Annotated in this window: 18 protein-coding genes and 1 pseudogene; 13 read left to right on the top strand and 6 right to left on the bottom strand. The window is 66.2% G+C overall.

Annotation, left to right across the window (positions count from 1 at the left end; genetic code table 11):
• The first annotated feature begins 92 nt into the window (after nucleotides 1-92).
• The 6 genes from ABL840_RS14875 to ABL840_RS14850 are packed head-to-tail and all read left to right on the top strand — an operon-like array spanning nucleotide 93 to nucleotide 3209.
• Entirely contained in the window at nucleotides 93-758 is a 666-nt protein-coding gene (locus ABL840_RS14875; RefSeq protein WP_093304948.1) for a DUF3313 domain-containing protein, read from the top strand.
• Complete coding sequence (locus tag ABL840_RS14870; protein ID WP_176947554.1) at nucleotides 755-904, top strand: hypothetical protein; 150 nt, start codon at nucleotides 755-757, stop codon at nucleotides 902-904. Before ABL840_RS14875 ends, ABL840_RS14870 begins: the two co-directional genes overlap by 4 nt.
• Before the next feature lie 29 nt (nucleotides 905-933).
• Nucleotides 934-1395, top strand: a complete 462-nt coding sequence (locus ABL840_RS14865; protein ID WP_093304950.1) for a hypothetical protein — start codon at nucleotides 934-936, stop codon at nucleotides 1393-1395.
• Between the two features lie 32 nt (nucleotides 1396-1427).
• Nucleotides 1428-2315, top strand: coding sequence for a DUF2145 domain-containing protein (locus ABL840_RS14860; RefSeq protein ID WP_418116360.1), 888 nt, complete (start codon nucleotides 1428-1430; stop codon nucleotides 2313-2315).
• A gap of 34 nt (nucleotides 2316-2349) precedes the next feature.
• Nucleotides 2350-2538, top strand: a complete 189-nt coding sequence (locus ABL840_RS14855; protein WP_093304952.1) for a hypothetical protein — start codon at nucleotides 2350-2352, stop codon at nucleotides 2536-2538.
• Complete coding sequence (locus ABL840_RS14850) at nucleotides 2535-3209, top strand: response regulator transcription factor (protein ID WP_093304954.1); 675 nt, start codon at nucleotides 2535-2537, stop codon at nucleotides 3207-3209. Before ABL840_RS14855 ends, ABL840_RS14850 begins: the two co-directional genes overlap by 4 nt.
• On the opposite strand, the gene ABL840_RS14845 is transcribed toward ABL840_RS14850, so the two are convergent.
• Both ABL840_RS14845 and dusA read right to left on the bottom strand, forming a co-directional pair.
• Nucleotides 3206-4030: an IclR family transcriptional regulator gene (locus ABL840_RS14845; protein WP_093304955.1), complete on the bottom strand. Its 825-nt coding sequence runs from the start codon at nucleotides 4028-4030 to the stop codon at nucleotides 3206-3208. The genes ABL840_RS14850 and ABL840_RS14845 overlap by 4 nt on opposite strands.
• Nucleotides 4031-4208: 178 nt before the next feature.
• A complete protein-coding gene (gene dusA / locus ABL840_RS14840; RefSeq protein ID WP_418116282.1) occupies nucleotides 4209-5174 on the bottom strand; it encodes a tRNA dihydrouridine(20/20a) synthase DusA in 966 nt (321 codons plus the stop codon).
• 439 nt (nucleotides 5175-5613) lie between these two features.
• On the opposite strand from dusA, the gene ABL840_RS14835 reads away from it, so the two are divergent.
• The 3 genes from ABL840_RS14835 to ABL840_RS14825 all read left to right on the top strand — a co-directional run bounded on the left by ABL840_RS14835 (nucleotide 5614) and on the right by ABL840_RS14825 (nucleotide 7739).
• The gene (locus ABL840_RS14835) at nucleotides 5614-5766 is read left to right on the top strand and encodes a hypothetical protein (protein ID WP_418116281.1); all 153 of its coding nucleotides are present in this window, start codon (nucleotides 5614-5616) and stop codon (nucleotides 5764-5766) included.
• 120 nt (nucleotides 5767-5886) lie between these two features.
• On the top strand, nucleotides 5887-6315 hold the full coding sequence (locus ABL840_RS14830; protein ID WP_418116280.1) for a tyrosine-type recombinase/integrase: 429 nt from the start codon (nucleotides 5887-5889) through the stop codon (nucleotides 6313-6315).
• 512 nt (nucleotides 6316-6827) lie between these two features.
• A complete protein-coding gene (locus tag ABL840_RS14825; protein ID WP_418116279.1) occupies nucleotides 6828-7739 on the top strand; it encodes a class I SAM-dependent methyltransferase in 912 nt (303 codons plus the stop codon).
• A 146-nt stretch (nucleotides 7740-7885) separates the two neighbouring features.
• On the opposite strand, the pseudogene ABL840_RS14820 reads toward ABL840_RS14825, so the two are convergent.
• The 3 genes and pseudogenes from ABL840_RS14820 to ABL840_RS14810 form a co-directional block, all read right to left on the bottom strand.
• Nucleotides 7886-8380 (bottom strand): annotated as a pseudogene (locus ABL840_RS14820) (AMP-binding protein); the annotation flags it as partial.
• Between the two features lie 133 nt (nucleotides 8381-8513).
• Complete coding sequence (locus ABL840_RS14815; RefSeq protein WP_176947555.1) at nucleotides 8514-8966, bottom strand: nuclear transport factor 2 family protein; 453 nt, start codon at nucleotides 8964-8966, stop codon at nucleotides 8514-8516.
• Nucleotides 8967-9022: 56 nt separating this feature from the next.
• Nucleotides 9023-9634, bottom strand: a complete 612-nt coding sequence (locus ABL840_RS14810) for a TetR/AcrR family transcriptional regulator (RefSeq protein ID WP_093304965.1) — start codon at nucleotides 9632-9634, stop codon at nucleotides 9023-9025.
• 211 nt (nucleotides 9635-9845) lie between these two features.
• Between ABL840_RS14810 and ABL840_RS14805 the strand changes: the two genes are divergently transcribed.
• Nucleotides 9846-10229, top strand: coding sequence for a response regulator (locus ABL840_RS14805; protein ID WP_093201748.1), 384 nt, complete (start codon nucleotides 9846-9848; stop codon nucleotides 10227-10229).
• Between the two features lie 15 nt (nucleotides 10230-10244).
• Here the strand turns inward: ABL840_RS14805 and ABL840_RS14800 are convergent, their stop codons facing one another.
• Nucleotides 10245-11159, bottom strand: a complete 915-nt coding sequence (locus tag ABL840_RS14800) for a GntR family transcriptional regulator (RefSeq protein WP_093201750.1) — start codon at nucleotides 11157-11159, stop codon at nucleotides 10245-10247.
• 186 nt (nucleotides 11160-11345) lie between these two features.
• Here ABL840_RS14800 and ABL840_RS14795 point away from each other — a divergent pair, with 186 nt between their 5' ends.
• The 3 genes from ABL840_RS14795 (at nucleotide 11346) to ABL840_RS14785 (ending at nucleotide 15503) form a co-directional block, all read left to right on the top strand.
• Nucleotides 11346-12698, top strand: coding sequence for an aspartate aminotransferase family protein (locus ABL840_RS14795; protein WP_418116278.1), 1353 nt, complete (start codon nucleotides 11346-11348; stop codon nucleotides 12696-12698).
• A 23-nt stretch (nucleotides 12699-12721) separates the two neighbouring features.
• Nucleotides 12722-13819: a C45 family autoproteolytic acyltransferase/hydolase gene (locus tag ABL840_RS14790; RefSeq protein ID WP_093304966.1), complete on the top strand. Its 1098-nt coding sequence runs from the start codon at nucleotides 12722-12724 to the stop codon at nucleotides 13817-13819.
• 67 nt (nucleotides 13820-13886) lie between these two features.
• Complete coding sequence (locus ABL840_RS14785; protein WP_093304968.1) at nucleotides 13887-15503, top strand: ABC transporter substrate-binding protein; 1617 nt, start codon at nucleotides 13887-13889, stop codon at nucleotides 15501-15503.
• Nucleotides 15504-15517: the final 14 nt, after the last annotated feature.

Genomic DNA, 15517 nt, shown 5'->3' with positions numbered 1-15517 from the left:
AAATCCGATTCAATAATGAACCGTACCGTACAGTTTTAAATCTGGAAACGGTCGTTGCCTTGTTCATTCACCTTTTCCAACCGAGGAACGCGATGCGTGCTCTTTCCGATGCCCCGAAGGCCATCACCCTGGCGGTCTGCCTGATCCTGACGGCGTGCGCCAGTACACAGCCGGTTCCCTATGCCGGCATCGCGTCCGCGACCCAGCTGCGGCCGAGCCAGCACGACGACTCCGGTCGCATTCCCTTCGAATACAGGACAAACATCGACTGGCGACGGTATTCGGGTTTCGTCCTCGATCCGGTCGCCATCTACCGCGGCAGCGACAGCCAGTTCGAAGACGTGTCGGAGGACGACAAGGTCTTCCTGGCGCGCTACATGCAGAACCAGTTCAACGACAAGCTGAATGCACGCTTCCTTCGAAACTCCCCCGGCAGAAGCACCAACGCCATACGGATCAAGCTGACGCTCACCGGCGCCAAGACCAACACAGCCGTTCTCAGCACCTTCTCGCGCTTCGACCTGCTGGGCGGCCCCTACAACGCCGTGCAGGCCGTGCGCGGCAAGGAAGGCGCGATGACGGGTTCGGTGAGCTTCGCCGTCGAGATCTACGACGCGTCGACCAACGAACTGCTCGGCGCCTACGTCGCCAAGCAGTACCCGAACGCATGGAACCTCAAGGCCGGCATCGGAGCCCGCAGCGCCTCCATCGTCGGCATCGAAAAGGGCGCCGAGCAGCTCGCCGCGTACCTGCAATGACGAAGACCGCCGTCACCACCCCGTCGGGCAAGGCACCGGGCTGGACGCTGGCGCTGCGGCGCGAGCTGCGCAGGGCCTGCATCAAGCTGCAGTGCGCCTTCGCGCGGGCCCGCCGGCAGGGACTCGGCATCTTCCACGCGAAATGAACTTCACCCATTCACAGCCGGAGCGTTCCATGACCTTTCTTCATTTCTTCCGTGCCGCGGGCAGCGCAGTCTTGCTCGTCGCGGCCTTCAACGCAAATGCCGACAGCTTCGCGTCGTCCGTGGCCTCGAGCGCCGGGTCGGCCTCCAGCGGCAGCGTGTCCGATTCGCTGCGCGGGTCGAGCAGGAGCTCGTTCGACGGCGACAAGGTGGCCGAAGGCGATTACCGCATCACGGAAATCGCACAGGCCGGCGACCGCGAGGGCTTCACGCGCGTGGCCATGCAGAGCGACAGCGACCCGCAGCGCCGCATCGTGCTCGAACTGCCGCAGGCCACGTTCGCGAAGGAGGGCCTGGGTCTCGGCGACCTGGTGCGCGCACGGCAGCGCGCCTATGGCACCGCCTTCGGCCGCGGCGACACGCGCGAGGCGTTCTACCTCGTGCTTGCAGACGACTGGTATCGGGGGCTCGCCGCGCGCCCCGTGAGCCTTTGAGCGCGCGGGCTTTCATCGCCCGCCGGCTTGCGCTGCCGGGCCTTGCGGCGGTCCTTGCCTTCGCAGGGAGCGTTGCGCATGCCGCCTCCGCGCAGTACTGCGATCGAACGCAGCCGCTCGGCGCAAGCCAGCAGGATCGCGTGCTGCGCTTTGCCGGCGTCGTGCAGGAGGCGCTCTCGAGCACCGGCGGCGACGCCGTGCTGATCAGCCGCTCCGGCCTCGATCTCTCGCGCTTCCGCATCCGCTACTCCCATGCCGCCATCGCCTGGAAAGGCGCGGACGGCACCTGGCTCGCGCGGCAGCTGTACTACGCCTGTGACGAAGGGCACCCGCGCCTCTACGACCAGGGCCTGGCCGGTTTCGTGACGGGCATCGACGACCCGGCGCTGGGCTATATATCCATCGTGTCGCTACCCTCAGAAGCGGCGCGAGCGCTGCGCAATGCGGCACTCGACACGCCGCGCGCCCTGCACCTGCTGGCCGCGCGCTACAGCGCCAATGCCTATCCGTTCAGCCTGCGCTACCAGAACTGCAACCAGTGGGTCATGGAGCTGCTCGCGGTCGCGTGGGGCAAGTTGCCCGACGGGGACGACCTGCGCGAGCGCGCCCAGCAATGGCTGCGCGCCGCGCCCTACAGGCCCGAGCCGGTCGATGTCGGCTCGCACGCGCTCGTCTTCGCGTCGAACTTCGTGCCGCTGCTGCATCTGGACGACCACCCGGAAGACGACATCTACGCGCTGAAGCTGCACGTCAGCCTGCCATCGACCGTGGAGACCTTCGTGCGCGAACGACAAGGCGCCGCAAGCGAACGCATCGAGCTGTGCCACGACGGCAGGCAAGTGGTGGTGCACCGGGGCTGGGAACCCGTTGCCGACGGCTGCCGGCCCGCAGAGGGCGATCGCGTCGTGCTCTTCGACTGAAGCGCGGCAAACAGGACTACAGGAAACGAAGGAAATGAAATATCCCTCCAGCTTTGCCGTCACCCACGCCACCGTGCTTTCACTGGTGGTGTGCGTCTTCCTGATGGACGGCTGCGCGCACAGACAGCGCGACGCCTCCCCCGGCACCAAGGATACGACGGCTCCGGCTCCGCTTACCTACACCGAGCAGGGACGCTCGGCAGCCAAGGATTCCCGCCCATGAATGTCCTGTTCCTCGGATCCGAAAGCAGGGTGCGCGACGAGCTCGGCGGCATGCTCGGCAGATGCGGCTTCACCGTCGACGTGGCCGCCGCATGCGACGCCGGCGCGTGGCTCTCGGCAGGCAAGCCGTACGCGCTGATCCTGCTCGACGCCGTGCAACCGGCGGCGACTCATGACGCGATACGGCTGGTCAGGCGCGGCACGAATGCCCCGCTCCTCGTGCTCACGCAGCGCGACCAGCTGGCCGATCGCCTGGAAGGACTGGCGCAAGGCGCGACCGAATACATCGTCAAGCCCTATGGTCCCGCCGATCTGCTGGCGCGCGCATGGGCGCTCGCTTCGCGCGGCCGCGGCCCGGAAACGGCCGTCCTGCGGCTGGCGGACCTGGCGATCGACCGCGCGCGCGGCAAGGCGTTTCGCCAGGACACGGACCTGGGCCTCAGTGCCACACTGTTCGAGCTCCTGTACGTGCTGATGACGCACAAGGGTCAGGTGCTCTCGCGTGCCAGGCTGATCCAGGCCGTGTGGGGGTCGGCTGCCGACGAGCGAGACAACATGGTCACTGTCGGCATCCTGAGGCTTCGGCAGAAGCTGGACGATCCATTCGGCCTCAAGCTGCTCCACACGGTGCGCGGCAAAGGCTATGTGCTGAAGCTGGAAAACAGCCGCTAGGCCGACGGCCGGCTCGCCCTTTCACCCGCTCTTTCATCGACTCCGGCCGACGTGCCGACCTCGCCGGCCAGGCGCTGGGCGGTTTCGAGCAGCAGCGGCGCGATGCGCGCCACCATGGTTTCCTTGGGCAGCAGGTAGGCCGGGCCGCCGCAGCTCACCGAATAGCGCTCGCCGCGCGGGCCTTCCAGGGCAAAGCCGATGGCGTGGATGTGCGGATTCCATTCGCCGAAGGAGCCGCAGTAGCCCAGCGAGCCGTACTCGTCCAGGCTGGAGACCAGGCCCGGCTCGATGGCACCCCAGCTTTCCCCGCTCTCGGCCCGGATCTGCGCCAGCAGCTCGGACTGCTCCGCCTCGGGCAGCGCCGCGAGGTAGGCGCGTCCGGCGGCCGAGGTGGCGATGGTCATGCGCGTGCCCACCTCGATGCGCGAGCTGATGACCACCGAGCGGGGCCGCAGCGAATCGATGACGAGCATGTCGAGCTCGTCGCGCACGCCCAGGTGCACGCTGACGCCCGCCGCCTCGGACAGCGCCGACAGGTGCGGCCGCGCCACGGTGCGCAGGTCGAAATGGCGCAGATAGCGGCTGCTCATGTCCAGCAGCGCCGGGCCGAGGCTGAAGCGCTCGCTGTCCTGGGACTGTCGTAAATACCCCGCACTCACCAGCGTGGCAGTGAGCCTCGATACCGTGGCCTTGGGAATGCCCGTGGTGTCTGCCAGTTCGCGATTGCCTATGGGAGCCGATGCCATTCCGATGACCCTGAGGAGGGCCAGCCCTCTGGCGAGTGCACTCACTTCTTCCTTGCCGCCAATCGCGTCACTCATGTATTCCAAACCTTTTTATGTCCCTGATGCTCCTCATTCTTCAGCAAAAAACGGTTGACGCGCCACTAATCGTGAAGTAGCAATTTCGGAACAATGTTTCAGGCGAGCGACAACGGAGCCGCGCCCGGTCGGCGGCGGCCCGCAAGAAAGACCAGAAGTCGCGCGGAAAAAGGAAGGTTCAGGCAGCCTGGGCGGCCGGCTCGCGGGCCAGCGCCATGACTTCGTGCGCCGGCAACGTCTTGAGCCGGTGGTCGCTCCAGACCTGGCGCCAGCGGCGCGCGCCCGGCAGGCCGTTGCGCAGGCCCAGCATGTGGCGCGCGACCGGCCACCAGTGCGTGCCGTGCTCCGCCGCCTCGCGGGCCATGTAGTCGCACATGAGCGACTCGACCTCTTCGCGCGTCAGCGGCTGCGCCTTCGCGCCGAAGAACTCGGCGTCCCACTCGGCCAGCCACCAGGGGTTGTGATACGCCTCGCGCCCGACCATCACCCCGTCGAGCAGCCGCAGGTGCTCGTGCACCTGGGCGTTGACGGTGATGCCGCCGTTGATGGCGATGTGCAGGTCGGGAAACTCGTGCTTCAGCCGGTGCACCAGCTCGTAGCGCAGCGGCGGGATCTCGCGGTTCTGCTTCGGGCTCAGGCCCTGCAGCCAGGCGTTGCGCGCATGCACGATGAAGGTCCGGCAACCAGCCTCGCTCACCTTGCCGACGAAGTCGCGCACGAATTCGTAGCTCTCGATCTTGTCGATGCCGATGCGGTGCTTGACCGTGACCGGGATACCCACCACGTCGACCATCGCCTTCACGCAGTCGGCCACGAGTTGCGGCTCGTTCATGAGACAGGCGCCGAAAGCGCCGCGCTGCACGCGCTCGCTGGGGCAGCCGCAGTTCAGGTTGATCTCGTCGTAGCCCCACTCCTCGCCGAGCTTCGCGCAGTGCGCAAGGTCGGCCGGCTCGCTGCCGCCGAGCTGCAACGCGACGGGGTGTTCCTCGGCGTTGAAGCGCAGGTGCCGCGGCACGTCGCCATGCATCAGCGCGCCGGTCGTCACCATCTCCGTGTAGAGCAGCGCGTGACGCGACAGCAGGCGATGGAGGTACCGACAATGCCTGTCGGTCCAGTCCATCATGGGTGCAACGGACAAACGCATTGCCTCGGTCGCGCGGGCCTTTCGAGGAAAATCAAGCACTGGCGCGGGGTTATGGGGGTTCTCGTTCGTCGTCATTCAGTGTCATTCAGCGCTGTTTTTTGATCCCGGTGGTACATTGCGTGCCACAAAAGTGGCATGTACCACCGGAAGGCCCCCTTTGGGAACCATCACGAAGCGCAAGCGCGCAGACGGAAGCGTAGCGCACATGGCTCGCATCCGAATTAAGGAGGGCGGCATCGTCGTCCACAGCGAGACCGAGACTTTTGATCGCGAGCCAGCCGCCCGGCTCTGGCTGAAGAACCGGGAAGCCGAGCTGGCCTAGCCCGGCGCGCTGGCAAAACTCAAGGCCCCGGATCCCACGTTCGCCGAGGCAATACAGGAATACGTCGCCGAGTACCGCAAGGGCATCGGCAAGACCAAGGCCCAGGTACTTAACACGGTGGCAGCCACCAGTCTGGCGAAGCGGCGCGGTTCAACCATCACCAGCGCCGACTGGGTGCAGTTCGCTAAAGACCTCGGCGTCTTGCCGCAGACGGCGGACAATTACCTGTCGCACGTCTCGGCGGTCTACCAACTGGCGCGGCCGGCCTGAGGGTATCAGCTCGATCCCCAAGTCATCAATGACGCGCGCAAGGTATGCAAGGCGCTCGGCCTGACCTCGAAATCCAGACAGCGTGATCGGCGCCCCACCCTCGACGAGTTGGACAAGCTCATGACGCTCTTCGGCAACCGCCGCAAGGGCTCGATCCCCATGCAGGAAATCGTGGCTTACGCGATCTTCAGCACACAGCGGCAAGACGAGATCACCCGGCAGACCTTTGAGGACTTGGACGAAGCGCACCCGGACATCTGGGTGCGCGACATGGAGTACCCGGGCGAGAAGTCCGGCAACGACGTTCGATGCGACCTGACGCCCAAGGCACTTACGATCATCCTGAATCGGTGCAAGACGCATGGGCAAAAAGGCCGAATCTTTCCCTACGACAGCGGAACCATCAGCCGCGTCTTCACCGATGCCTGCACCTTGCTAGGCATCGAGGACCTGCACTGCCACGACCTGCGCCATGACGGCATCAGCCGCCTATTCGAACTGGGCTGGAACATCCCCAACGTCGCCGGAGTTCCAGGGCATCGAACATGAAGTTCATTGCGACGGTACACGCACATCCGTCACCGCAACGACAAGTACGCCTCCTGGCCGTGGCTGGAAAAGCTCGGCATCCGCGCATCGACACCGAAGGTCAACCATGAGGGTCTCTGAATTCGCCGGCATTCAGCCCTTCTGAGCGGCGAGAACGAAGTTAGGGCCAGGAAGCAGCGGCCAGTCACAGGCGCAAGCCCAGCCCCTTTGACGTCTGCAAACCATCAACGCCGGCGCCCAGCGCGCCACAAGATGAAGCAGCATGCCGCAGCGGGTTGTCGTGCGAAACAGATTCGCTTGTTCTTCAGCTCACGAGCCGAGCAGCGCCAGCACTCAACGCTAGGCCGGCCATGCATCAGTCGAAGCGTGCAACTGCTCGTGCGCACGAAAGCTTCCGCGCGCCAGCAAACCACCATGCCAACGCCCAATGCGAAACGGCAAAGCGCTCCTTCCTCAGAATCCGAGACTCGCTACGATACGCAGTTCGCTCGAATTACCCTGATCGCCCCCTGATGCTCAAGAACATCGCCAAAAAAATGTTGCGCCCGCTCTGGGCACGTGCACGTCATCGCATCGAACATATCGTTCACTCCCAGACGGTACCGATCTGGCAACACTCAGCCGAATTGGCCGATCGACTCACCCTGATTGAAGCGCGTTTAGCCTCAACTGACGAATGCTCCATGTCGACACCTGCACATTCCGTCCTTTCCAACCATCATGACCAGGTGGACTCATCGATGATTTGCAGCGTATGTGGCGGCCGCGAATTTACTGGAAGAAAGATCCTCTGGCAAGGCCTGATTGATGAATGGCAACTGTCGCCTGACGAAGCGGATTACGTCGATCGTCAACAAGGGGAGCAATGCGTCGCTTGTGGCTCGAATCTTCGTTCCATCGCACTTGCGGATGCGATCCGCTCATGCATGGGCCTACGCGGCACCTTGCGCGAAGTCGCTCGGATGCCGAATACCAGCCCGTTGCGAATACTTGAACTAAACGAAGCAGGCACTCTCACCTCCACGCTTCAACAATTTGCAGGCTACGTGTTCGGCAAGTATCCAGAAGTCGATATGCACGCGATGCCTTATCCCGACAACAGTTTTGATATCGTAATTCACTCGGACACGTTGGAACACGTTCCCAATCCGGTTCATGGACTCGAGGAATGCAGGCGAATCCTGAAGCCTGGTGGTGCACTTTGCTTTACTGTTCCCGTCATTGTTGGTCGAATGACGCGTGATCGATCTGGTCTGCAAAAGAGCTTCCACGGCGATCCGGCTACAGCGACTGCCGATCTGGTTGTGCAAACAGAGTTTGGGGCGGACGCTTGGACATTCATCATGCAAGCAGGCTTTCGAAAGGTCACCACTCACGCATTGGCGTACCCCGCTGCTACAGCATTTTCTGCATTCAAGATTTAACCGATGTGCAAATCTTTGAGGTGCCCCGCGCGATGAATAAGTTGCGGACTAATACGCCGGAGAACTACGAGCGCGCACTCAATCGCGCGAGAGAGTTGATTCAGCAATACCGTCGTTGATCGCAGCTCGGCACCCTGTCAAGGTGCTCCTACCCCGTCGCAGCTTGCGGCGATGCGGAACTGCGTGACGACCAGGTGGCGCAGGCGCTGCCCCTCCGGCAGCGCGTCGCTGGCCTTCGCGAGTTCGACCGCGAGGTCGGCCGTGGCGACCGCCACCCGCGCATCGGGGTCGACGATGAAATGCTTCAGCTCCTCGGCCCGGTTCATCGGATTGACCGGCACCACCACCGCATCGGCGCGCAGGATCGCGAAATGGGCGGCGACCAGCTGCGGGCAGTTCTGCATCGCCAGCATCACGCGGTCGCCCCTGCGCACGCCCATCTCGTGCAGGCAGGCCGCGAAGCGCCCGACGGCGGACCACAGCTGCGCATAGCTCATGGTGCTCCCCATGAAGATCAACGCCGCCTTGTCGGGGAAGCGACGGGCGTTGACCGCGAGGTTGTCCCATAGCGGCGTGCGCGGCGCGTTCATCGCGCGAGGCAGGCGCCGGGGCCAGAACGTGTGATGCGGACGTGTTTGCATGCGTTGCTCCTTCTTCCTGGTGAATGAGACGGGGGAGCCTGCCTGGTGCAGGCGTGGCGCTGCCCTGCCCGCATCCGGCAATGCGGATGCGAGAGCAGTTCTTCGTCCGGGTGGCCGCGCGCGGCTGCGCCAGCTAGTGCGGCTGGCGGTCCGCGCCTGTAGCGATACCCGCCCGCGCGAAGGCGGCCTGCGACTGGGCACCGTTCATGTAGACGTCCTTGCGCGTCACCTCGCCGACCTCGTTGAAATCGACGACGTCGAGCATCTCCACGCGCGCGGTGAACGGTTGTCCCGCCGTGTCTTTCAACGGCAGCACCATCACCCATTCCAGCACCCAGTGCCGTTCGGCGAACAGGCTGCGGCGCAGCTCGAAGGTGAAGGGATAGCGCGCGAACACGCCGATGCAGTACTGGCGCAGCGCCTCGCGCCCTCGCACCGGCTCGGAGCCGTCATGCAGCCAGTAGAGGGTGTCTTCCGAATGCAGCGATGCGATCCGGTCCGGATCGCGCGTTTCCCATCCGACGTGATAGCGGGCGAACAACTCTTCGCCCGCCAGACCGGGGGCGGCGGCGCCAGAGAAAACCATGTCTGTCTCCATCCGTTCTTTTGATGGAGAAAATTTACCGACTCGAAGTCGGTTTGTCAATCGTGCGGCTCGCCGGCCCCGTGCCCCCGCAGTCCGCACAGCATGGTTTCGAGCAGCCGGCAATGCAGCTGCACGGCGGCGACCGGGTCCTGCGCAACACCGCAGGCCAGCGCCGCTTCGGCGACTGCGCCTGCGATCAGCCGTGTCGCGGCATCGATCTCTACCGGTGCCGTGCCCGCCGGCATGATCGCCACCAGCCCGCTGTGGATCGAAGCCATGAAGTGGCGGTCGTCGATGCTGCGCCAGCGCTCCCAGCCGAGCACCACGGGGCCGTCGACCAGGATCAGCTGCCGCAGCCCTTCCTGCGTGGCCGCTTCCAGGTAGATCCGCAGATTGGTCGCGATGGTGTGCGGCGAGCGATGCCCCTCGATGCGCTGGATGCGCGTTCCGAGTTCCGCCGCGAGCTCCGCCTGCACCGCGTCGAGCACCGCCTCGAAGATGTCCTGCTTGGAACGGAAATGGTGATAGAGACCGCCCTTCGCGATCCCGGCGCCGGCCGCGATGTCGTCGATGCTGACGGCCGCGAAACCGCGTTCGATGAAAAGCTGTCGCGCCGAGGCGAGGATCGCCCCGACAGTGGTTGCGCTGCGCTTGGCCTGCTGGACCATGTGCCCTCTTCCTCCTCGATGGCTGCCGCGCCACGTGAATACACACGCGGCCAGTATGGCACGCGGTACCGCGCGCGCCGGTGATCCGCTACGGCAGATGACGGCGTTGTCCGACTCGCCGCGCGGCCCCGATGGAGAGAATCACCGCGTCGGCCCGAGACAAGCCGCACATGACGAAAACGAATACGGCAAGAAGCCCCGACCACGCAAGATGACCCGCATCTACCTGATAGAAGACAACCCCCTGATCGCCACCACGCTGTCCGACGGGCTGCACGAATTCTCCGAATGCAATGTGATCGGCACTGCCGCCACTTCGCGCGACGCCATCGACTGGTTCAAGGACAACCCCGGGGGCTGGGACGCCGCGGTCATCGACGTGTTCCTGGCCGAGGGCAACGGGCTCACCGTGGCGCAATACCTCAACGAGCACAAGCTGCCGGAGCAGCGCACGGTGGTGCTCATGAACCACGCGACCTCCGAGGTGCGCGAAGGCGCGCTGTCCGCCGGCGTCGACGCGGTGTTCGACAAGTCGCTGCAGCTCGAAGCCTTCTACGACTTCTGCAGCAATCTGAACATCAGCCCGCGCCGCTGATGGCGCACTGATCGGTCAGTCGCCCAGCACGCCCATCACCCGCCGCTCGAGCAGGTCGCTGGCGCGGCTGAGGTGTTGCCGCATGTGCTCGGCGGCGGTGCCGAGGTCGTTGCGCTCCACCGCGTCGAGTATTTCCAGGTGCTCGTGGCACGACTTGTGGAGCAGGTCGATGTTCACCAGCGGGTAGTCCGACAGGTCCGACATGCGGCGCAGCCGGTTCTGCTGCTGCACTGCATCGAGGAAGAAGCGGTTGCCCGAGGCGCTGGCCAGCAGTTCATGGAACTGCGCGTTGGCCTCGAAGAAATCCATCCACGAATAGCGCGAGGCCTGGGCCAGCAGCCCCTGCTGCCGCTCGCGACAGGCCAGCAGCCGCTGCTGGTCGACCTTGAAGCCGGGCTCGCGCAGGCCGGCGCATTCGACCGTGAGCCGGAACCTGTAGCTCTCGCGCTCGCTCTCGACCGAATCCAGCGTTTCGGTGAACTCCCAGCGCTGGTAGTGGCGCCCGCGCAGCACGCCGTCCTGCAGCAGCGTGGTGAGCACGGTGCGCAGCAGCGGGCGCGGCACCGCGTAGGCCTGCGCGAGCTCCAGTTCGTTGACGCGCGTCGGCAGCTTGCCGGCGAGGCGATCGCGCAGCAGCCGGTAGTAGAGCGTCTTCTCCTCGTCCTCGGGCATCTCGCGCCGCGCGCGGTTCAGCGCGTCGCGATCGGCGACCAGGGTGTAGCCGCGGTTCGGCACGTGCGCCAGCAGGGCCCGTTCGTGCAGGAAGCGCAGCGCGGCGCGCACCGGCGTGCGCGAAATGCCGAGCCGGCCCGCGAGCTCGGCCTCGGTGAGGTGGCGGCCGTTCTCGTAGCCGCCGGCCAGGGCCTGGTCGAGGATGTAGCGGCTCACGCGCTGAGTGAGCGGCGGGATCGGCACAAGCGACTTGCTCATATCTGTGATGCGTCCATCCAGGGTTCTCCGGAATCGCGGTGGACTCCTCGGGAGCGATCATCAACCCAGTTTTGTATTTTTGGCCCGGAAAAACCATGTACATATCGTGCCAAAAATACAATTTGAGTTTCAAGATCGGCCCCACGACGACCCGAGCCGGGTCGCTTTCCAACGGAGAACCATCTCGTGGCCCAAGCCGACACCCTCGCCTCCCCCGCGTCGCTCGACGCGTACTGGATGCCCTTCACCCCCAACCGCAAGTTCAAGCAATCGCCGCGCCTGATCGTCGGCAGCGAAGGCGTGCACTACGACATGGCCGATGGCAGCCGCGTGCTCGACGGCATCGCGGGCCTGTGGTGCGTGAACGCCGGGCACCGCAACCCGCGCATCAGCGCCGCACTGAAGGCGCAGATCGACGTGCTCGACTACGCCTCGAGCTTCCAGATCGGCCACCCCGCCGCCTTCACGCTGGCGCAGCGCCTCTCGGAGATGGCGCCGGCCGGCATGAACCACGTGTTCTTCACCAACTCCGGTTCGGAGTCGGTCGACACCGCGCTGAAGATCGCGCTGGCCTGCCACCGCGCACGCGGCAACGCCGGCCGCTACCGCCTCATCGGCCGCGAGCGCGCCTATCACGGCGTGGGCTTCGGCGGCATCTCGGTCGGCGGCATCGGGCGCCAGCGCAGCACCTTCGGCCCGCTGCTCAACGGCGTAGACCACCTGCCCCACACGCACGACCTGGCGCGCAACGCCTTCTCGCGCGGCGAACCCGGCCACGGCATCGACAAGGCCGACGCGCTCGAGTCACTGCTCGCGCTGCACGACCCGTCAACCGTGGCCGCCGTCATCGTGGAGCCCGTGGCCGGCTCCACCGGCGTGCTGCCGCCGCCGCGCGGCTACCTCAGGCGCCTGCGCGAGATCTGCGACAAACACGGCATCCTGCTGATCTTCGACGAGGTCATCACCGGCTTCGGCCGCCTGGGCACCAACTTCGCGGCCGACCTGTTCGGCGTGACGCCCGACCTCATCACCACCGCCAAGGGCCTGACCAACGGCGCGGTGCCCATGGGCGCGGTGCTGATGCGCGACGAGGTGCACGACGCCTTCATGCACGGCAGCGTCAGCGCCGTGGAGCTCTCGCACGGCTACACCTACTCGGGCCACCCGCTGGCCTGCGCCGCAGCCCTGGCCACGCTCGACGCCTACACGCAGGACGGCCTGATCGCCCAGTCGGCCGCGCTGGCGCCCTATTTCGAGGAATGCCTGCACGCGCTGCGCGGCCTGCCGGGCGTGATCGACATCCGCAACCTCGGCCTGCTCGGCGGCGTGGAACTGGAGGCCTGGGCCTCGGGCCCCGGCATGCACGCGCAAGCCGTGGCACAGCACTGCCTGGACAACGGCCTGCTGGTGCGCCCGGTGGGCGAGACCATCGCGCTGTCGCCTCCCTTCACGCTGGAGCGCCGGCACGTCGACCAGATCGCCGACACCCTGCGCGCGGCCATCAAGCAAACCGTCCAGCCCGCGAGCGCCGCGGCCTGAACACCCCGGAAAGCACGAACAAGATGGACATCGAATCCTTTCCCCTCTACGACATCGAAGGCGACGCGCGCCAGTGCGGCCAGCAATACGGCCGCGCCGCCGGCGAGCGCATCGACCTGAGCCTTCGCACCTACCGCGCCGCCTTCGAGCGCGTGGGCCTGAACTGGGACCGCACCCGCGCGCTGGCCCGCCGCTTCATGCCGATGATCGAAGCCTTCGACGCCGGCATGCTGCGCGAGATCGAGGGCGTGGCCGAGGGCGCGGGCGTGCCGCCGGAAGACATCGTGGCGCTCAACGCGCGCAGCGAGATGCTCTACGCCTTCCAGCAGCTCGAAGCGACCGAGCCGCCCGACGGCTGCACCGGCGTGGTGGTCATGCCCTCGGCCGCGCGCGAAGGCAGGCTCATCCACGCGCAGAACTGGGACTGGCGCATCGAGAGCCTGGAGCTCGGCGTGGTGCTGCGCATCCAGCCGGCCAAGGGTCCGTCGATGCTGACCTTCGCGGAGGCGGGCACGCTCGCGCGCGCCGGCCTCAACAGCGCGGGCATCGCCGTCACCGGCAACTTCATCAAGGCCGACAGCGACGGCAGGCAGCAGGGCGTGCCGCTGGCGCTCATCCGCCGCGGCATCCTGCAGTCGGAGCTGTACGCCAACGCGCTCGGCGTGGTGTGCCGCACGGCGCGCTCCATTTCCAACAACATGATCCTCACGCACGCCGACGGCGAGGCCGTGAGCCTGGAGACCTGCCCCGAGCAGGTGTTCTGGCAGCAGCCCGAGGCCGGCATCCTGGTGCACGCGAATCACTTCAAGACGCCGGCGGCGCTCGCGCGCGTGGTGGACCGCAGCCTGGAGACCACGCCCGACTCGCTCTACCGCGACCGCCGCGTGACCGAGGCGCTTCAGAACAAGCGCGCGGACGGCCTCCTCACCGAACAGGACGTGCTCGACGCGCTGCAGGACCGCTTCGGCGCGCCGCGCGCCGTGTGCCGCAGCCCGAGCGCGGGCCCCGGCGGGGCATCTTCCGCCACGGTGGCGACCATCGTGATGGACCCGGCGGCACGAAAGATGCGCATCGCCCCGGCGCCCTTCAAGGAACACCGCTTCACCGAATATTCCCTCTGAGTCCGACCGCCCCGCCCGACCGCTCGACCGCTCTATCGACCGCCCAGCCCATGCCAGGAGTGTTGCCATGAAGAAAGTCCCCGTTCTCCCTTCTCGCCCGCCCTCTCGTCCGTGTTCCGCACGTCGAATCGCCGCCCTGGCACTGGGCCTCGCCGCCGCGGCCTCGTCTTCCGCCCAGCCCGCCGTGGGCACGGGCCAGACGCTTCGCATCCAGATCAACTCCGACATCCGCACCACCGACCCTGGCGGCAACCGCGACGACAACACCGACAACGTGCTGCTGCACGTGGGCGAAGGGCTGGTCGCGCTGCGCGAGGACACCTCCGTCGGCCCCATGCTCGCGAGCAAGGTCGACACCTCGGCCGACGGCCTGACCTACACCTTCACCCTGCGCGACGGCGTGAAGTTCCAGAACGGCACCATCCTCACCGCCGACGACGTGGTCTGGAACTGGCAGCGCTACCTGAAACCCACCAGCGGCTGGCGCTGCCTGCCCGAGTTCGACGGCAAGGGCATGACCAAGGTGCTCTCGGTGGAAGCACCCAATCCGAAGACGGTGGTGTTCAAACTGGAGCGCGCCAGCGCCCTCTTCCTCACGATGATGGCGCGCCCCGACTGCGGCGGCGCCGCCATCCTGCACCGCAGCTCGGTCGGCCCCGACGGCGCCTGGAAGGAACCGGTGGGCACCGGCCCCTACAAGCTCAAGGAATGGAAGCGCGGCCAGTACGTCGAGCTCACGCGCTTCGACGGCTACAGCTCGCGCGCAGAGCCGCGCGACGGCCTCACCGGCGGCAAGAAGGCGGAAGTCGAGAACCTGCGCTTCGTCGTCATTCCCGACTCGGCCGCGGCCAAGGCCGCGCTCTACAGCGGCGGCATCGACGCCTTCGTCAGCCCCAGCCCGGCCGACGTGGTCGAGATGCGCAAGCGAAGCGACGTGCTGGTCGACACCACACCGGTGATGACCATGGTCGGGCTGCTGCTGCAGACCAACGACCCGGTGCTGAAGGACGTGCGCGTCCGCCGCGCGCTGGCGCTCTCGCTCGACACGCCGGAAATCGCTCGCTCCGTCACCGAGGGACTCTCGGCCGTCAACAACTCGGTGGTGCCCTCTTCGAGCCCTTACTACGACGCCGTGCAGAGCGGCGGCTTCAAACGAGACCTCGCCGCCGCGAAGAAGCTGCTCGCCGAGGCCGGCTACCGCGGCCAGCCCATCCGCATGATCGCCAACAAGCGCTACGAGGCGCTGTATTCCGCCACCGTGCTCGTGCAGGCCATGGCTTCCGAGGCCGGCATCAACGTCGAGCTCGAAGTGCTCGACTGGGCCACGCAGCTCGACCGCTACACCAAGGGCCAGTACCAGAGCATGGCCTTCATCTACTCGGCGCGCATCGACCCCTCGCTCAACTACGAGATGGTGTCGGGCGACAAGGCCACCCAGCCGCGCAAGGTGTGGGACAGCCCCTATGCCCAGGCGCGCCTCACTGAATCGATGGTCACGCGCGACAAGGCGCGCCGCCAGGTGCTCTTCGACGAGATGCACAAGCAGATGCTGCAGGACGTGCCGATGATCGTGCTCTTCAACGCCAGCGACGCCACCGCCATGCGCAAGAGCGTGACCGGCTTCAAGGGCTGGGCGCCGGCCAAGCCGAGGTTCTGGAACGTGCGGCTGGCCGCCGCCGGCTGAGCGGGATCTCGCGA

It is taken from the genome of Variovorax sp. NFACC27, assembly GCF_048301545.1.
Classification (GTDB): domain Bacteria; phylum Pseudomonadota; class Gammaproteobacteria; order Burkholderiales; family Burkholderiaceae_C; genus Variovorax; species Variovorax gossypii.
This window is presented reverse-complemented; position numbering and strand designations above follow the sequence as displayed.

Excerpts from the sequence above, each read along its gene's own strand:
- ABL840_RS14875 (WP_093304948.1), top strand. The coding sequence starts at position 93 with ATGCGTGCTCTTTCCGATGCCCCGAAGGCCATCACCCTGGCGGTCTGC.
- ABL840_RS14870 (WP_176947554.1), top strand. The coding sequence starts at position 755 with ATGACGAAGACCGCCGTCACCACCCCGTCGGGCAAGGCACCGGGCTGG.
- ABL840_RS14865 (WP_093304950.1), top strand. The coding sequence starts at position 934 with ATGACCTTTCTTCATTTCTTCCGTGCCGCGGGCAGCGCAGTCTTGCTC.
- ABL840_RS14855 (WP_093304952.1), top strand. The coding sequence starts at position 2,350 with ATGAAATATCCCTCCAGCTTTGCCGTCACCCACGCCACCGTGCTTTCA.
- ABL840_RS14850 (WP_093304954.1), top strand. The coding sequence starts at position 2,535 with ATGAATGTCCTGTTCCTCGGATCCGAAAGCAGGGTGCGCGACGAGCTC.
- ABL840_RS14845 (WP_093304955.1), bottom strand. The coding sequence starts at position 4,030 with ATGAGTGACGCGATTGGCGGCAAGGAAGAAGTGAGTGCACTCGCCAGA.
- dusA (WP_418116282.1), bottom strand. The coding sequence starts at position 5,174 with ATGCGTTTGTCCGTTGCACCCATGATGGACTGGACCGACAGGCATTGT.
- ABL840_RS14830 (WP_418116280.1), top strand. The coding sequence starts at position 5,887 with ATGACGCTCTTCGGCAACCGCCGCAAGGGCTCGATCCCCATGCAGGAA.
- ABL840_RS14825 (WP_418116279.1), top strand. The coding sequence starts at position 6,828 with ATGCTCAAGAACATCGCCAAAAAAATGTTGCGCCCGCTCTGGGCACGT.
- ABL840_RS14815 (WP_176947555.1), bottom strand. The coding sequence starts at position 8,966 with ATGGTTTTCTCTGGCGCCGCCGCCCCCGGTCTGGCGGGCGAAGAGTTG.
- ABL840_RS14810 (WP_093304965.1), bottom strand. The coding sequence starts at position 9,634 with ATGGTCCAGCAGGCCAAGCGCAGCGCAACCACTGTCGGGGCGATCCTC.
- ABL840_RS14805 (WP_093201748.1), top strand. The coding sequence starts at position 9,846 with ATGACCCGCATCTACCTGATAGAAGACAACCCCCTGATCGCCACCACG.
- ABL840_RS14800 (WP_093201750.1), bottom strand. The coding sequence starts at position 11,159 with ATGAGCAAGTCGCTTGTGCCGATCCCGCCGCTCACTCAGCGCGTGAGC.
- ABL840_RS14790 (WP_093304966.1), top strand. The coding sequence starts at position 12,722 with ATGGACATCGAATCCTTTCCCCTCTACGACATCGAAGGCGACGCGCGC.
- ABL840_RS14785 (WP_093304968.1), top strand. The coding sequence starts at position 13,887 with ATGAAGAAAGTCCCCGTTCTCCCTTCTCGCCCGCCCTCTCGTCCGTGT.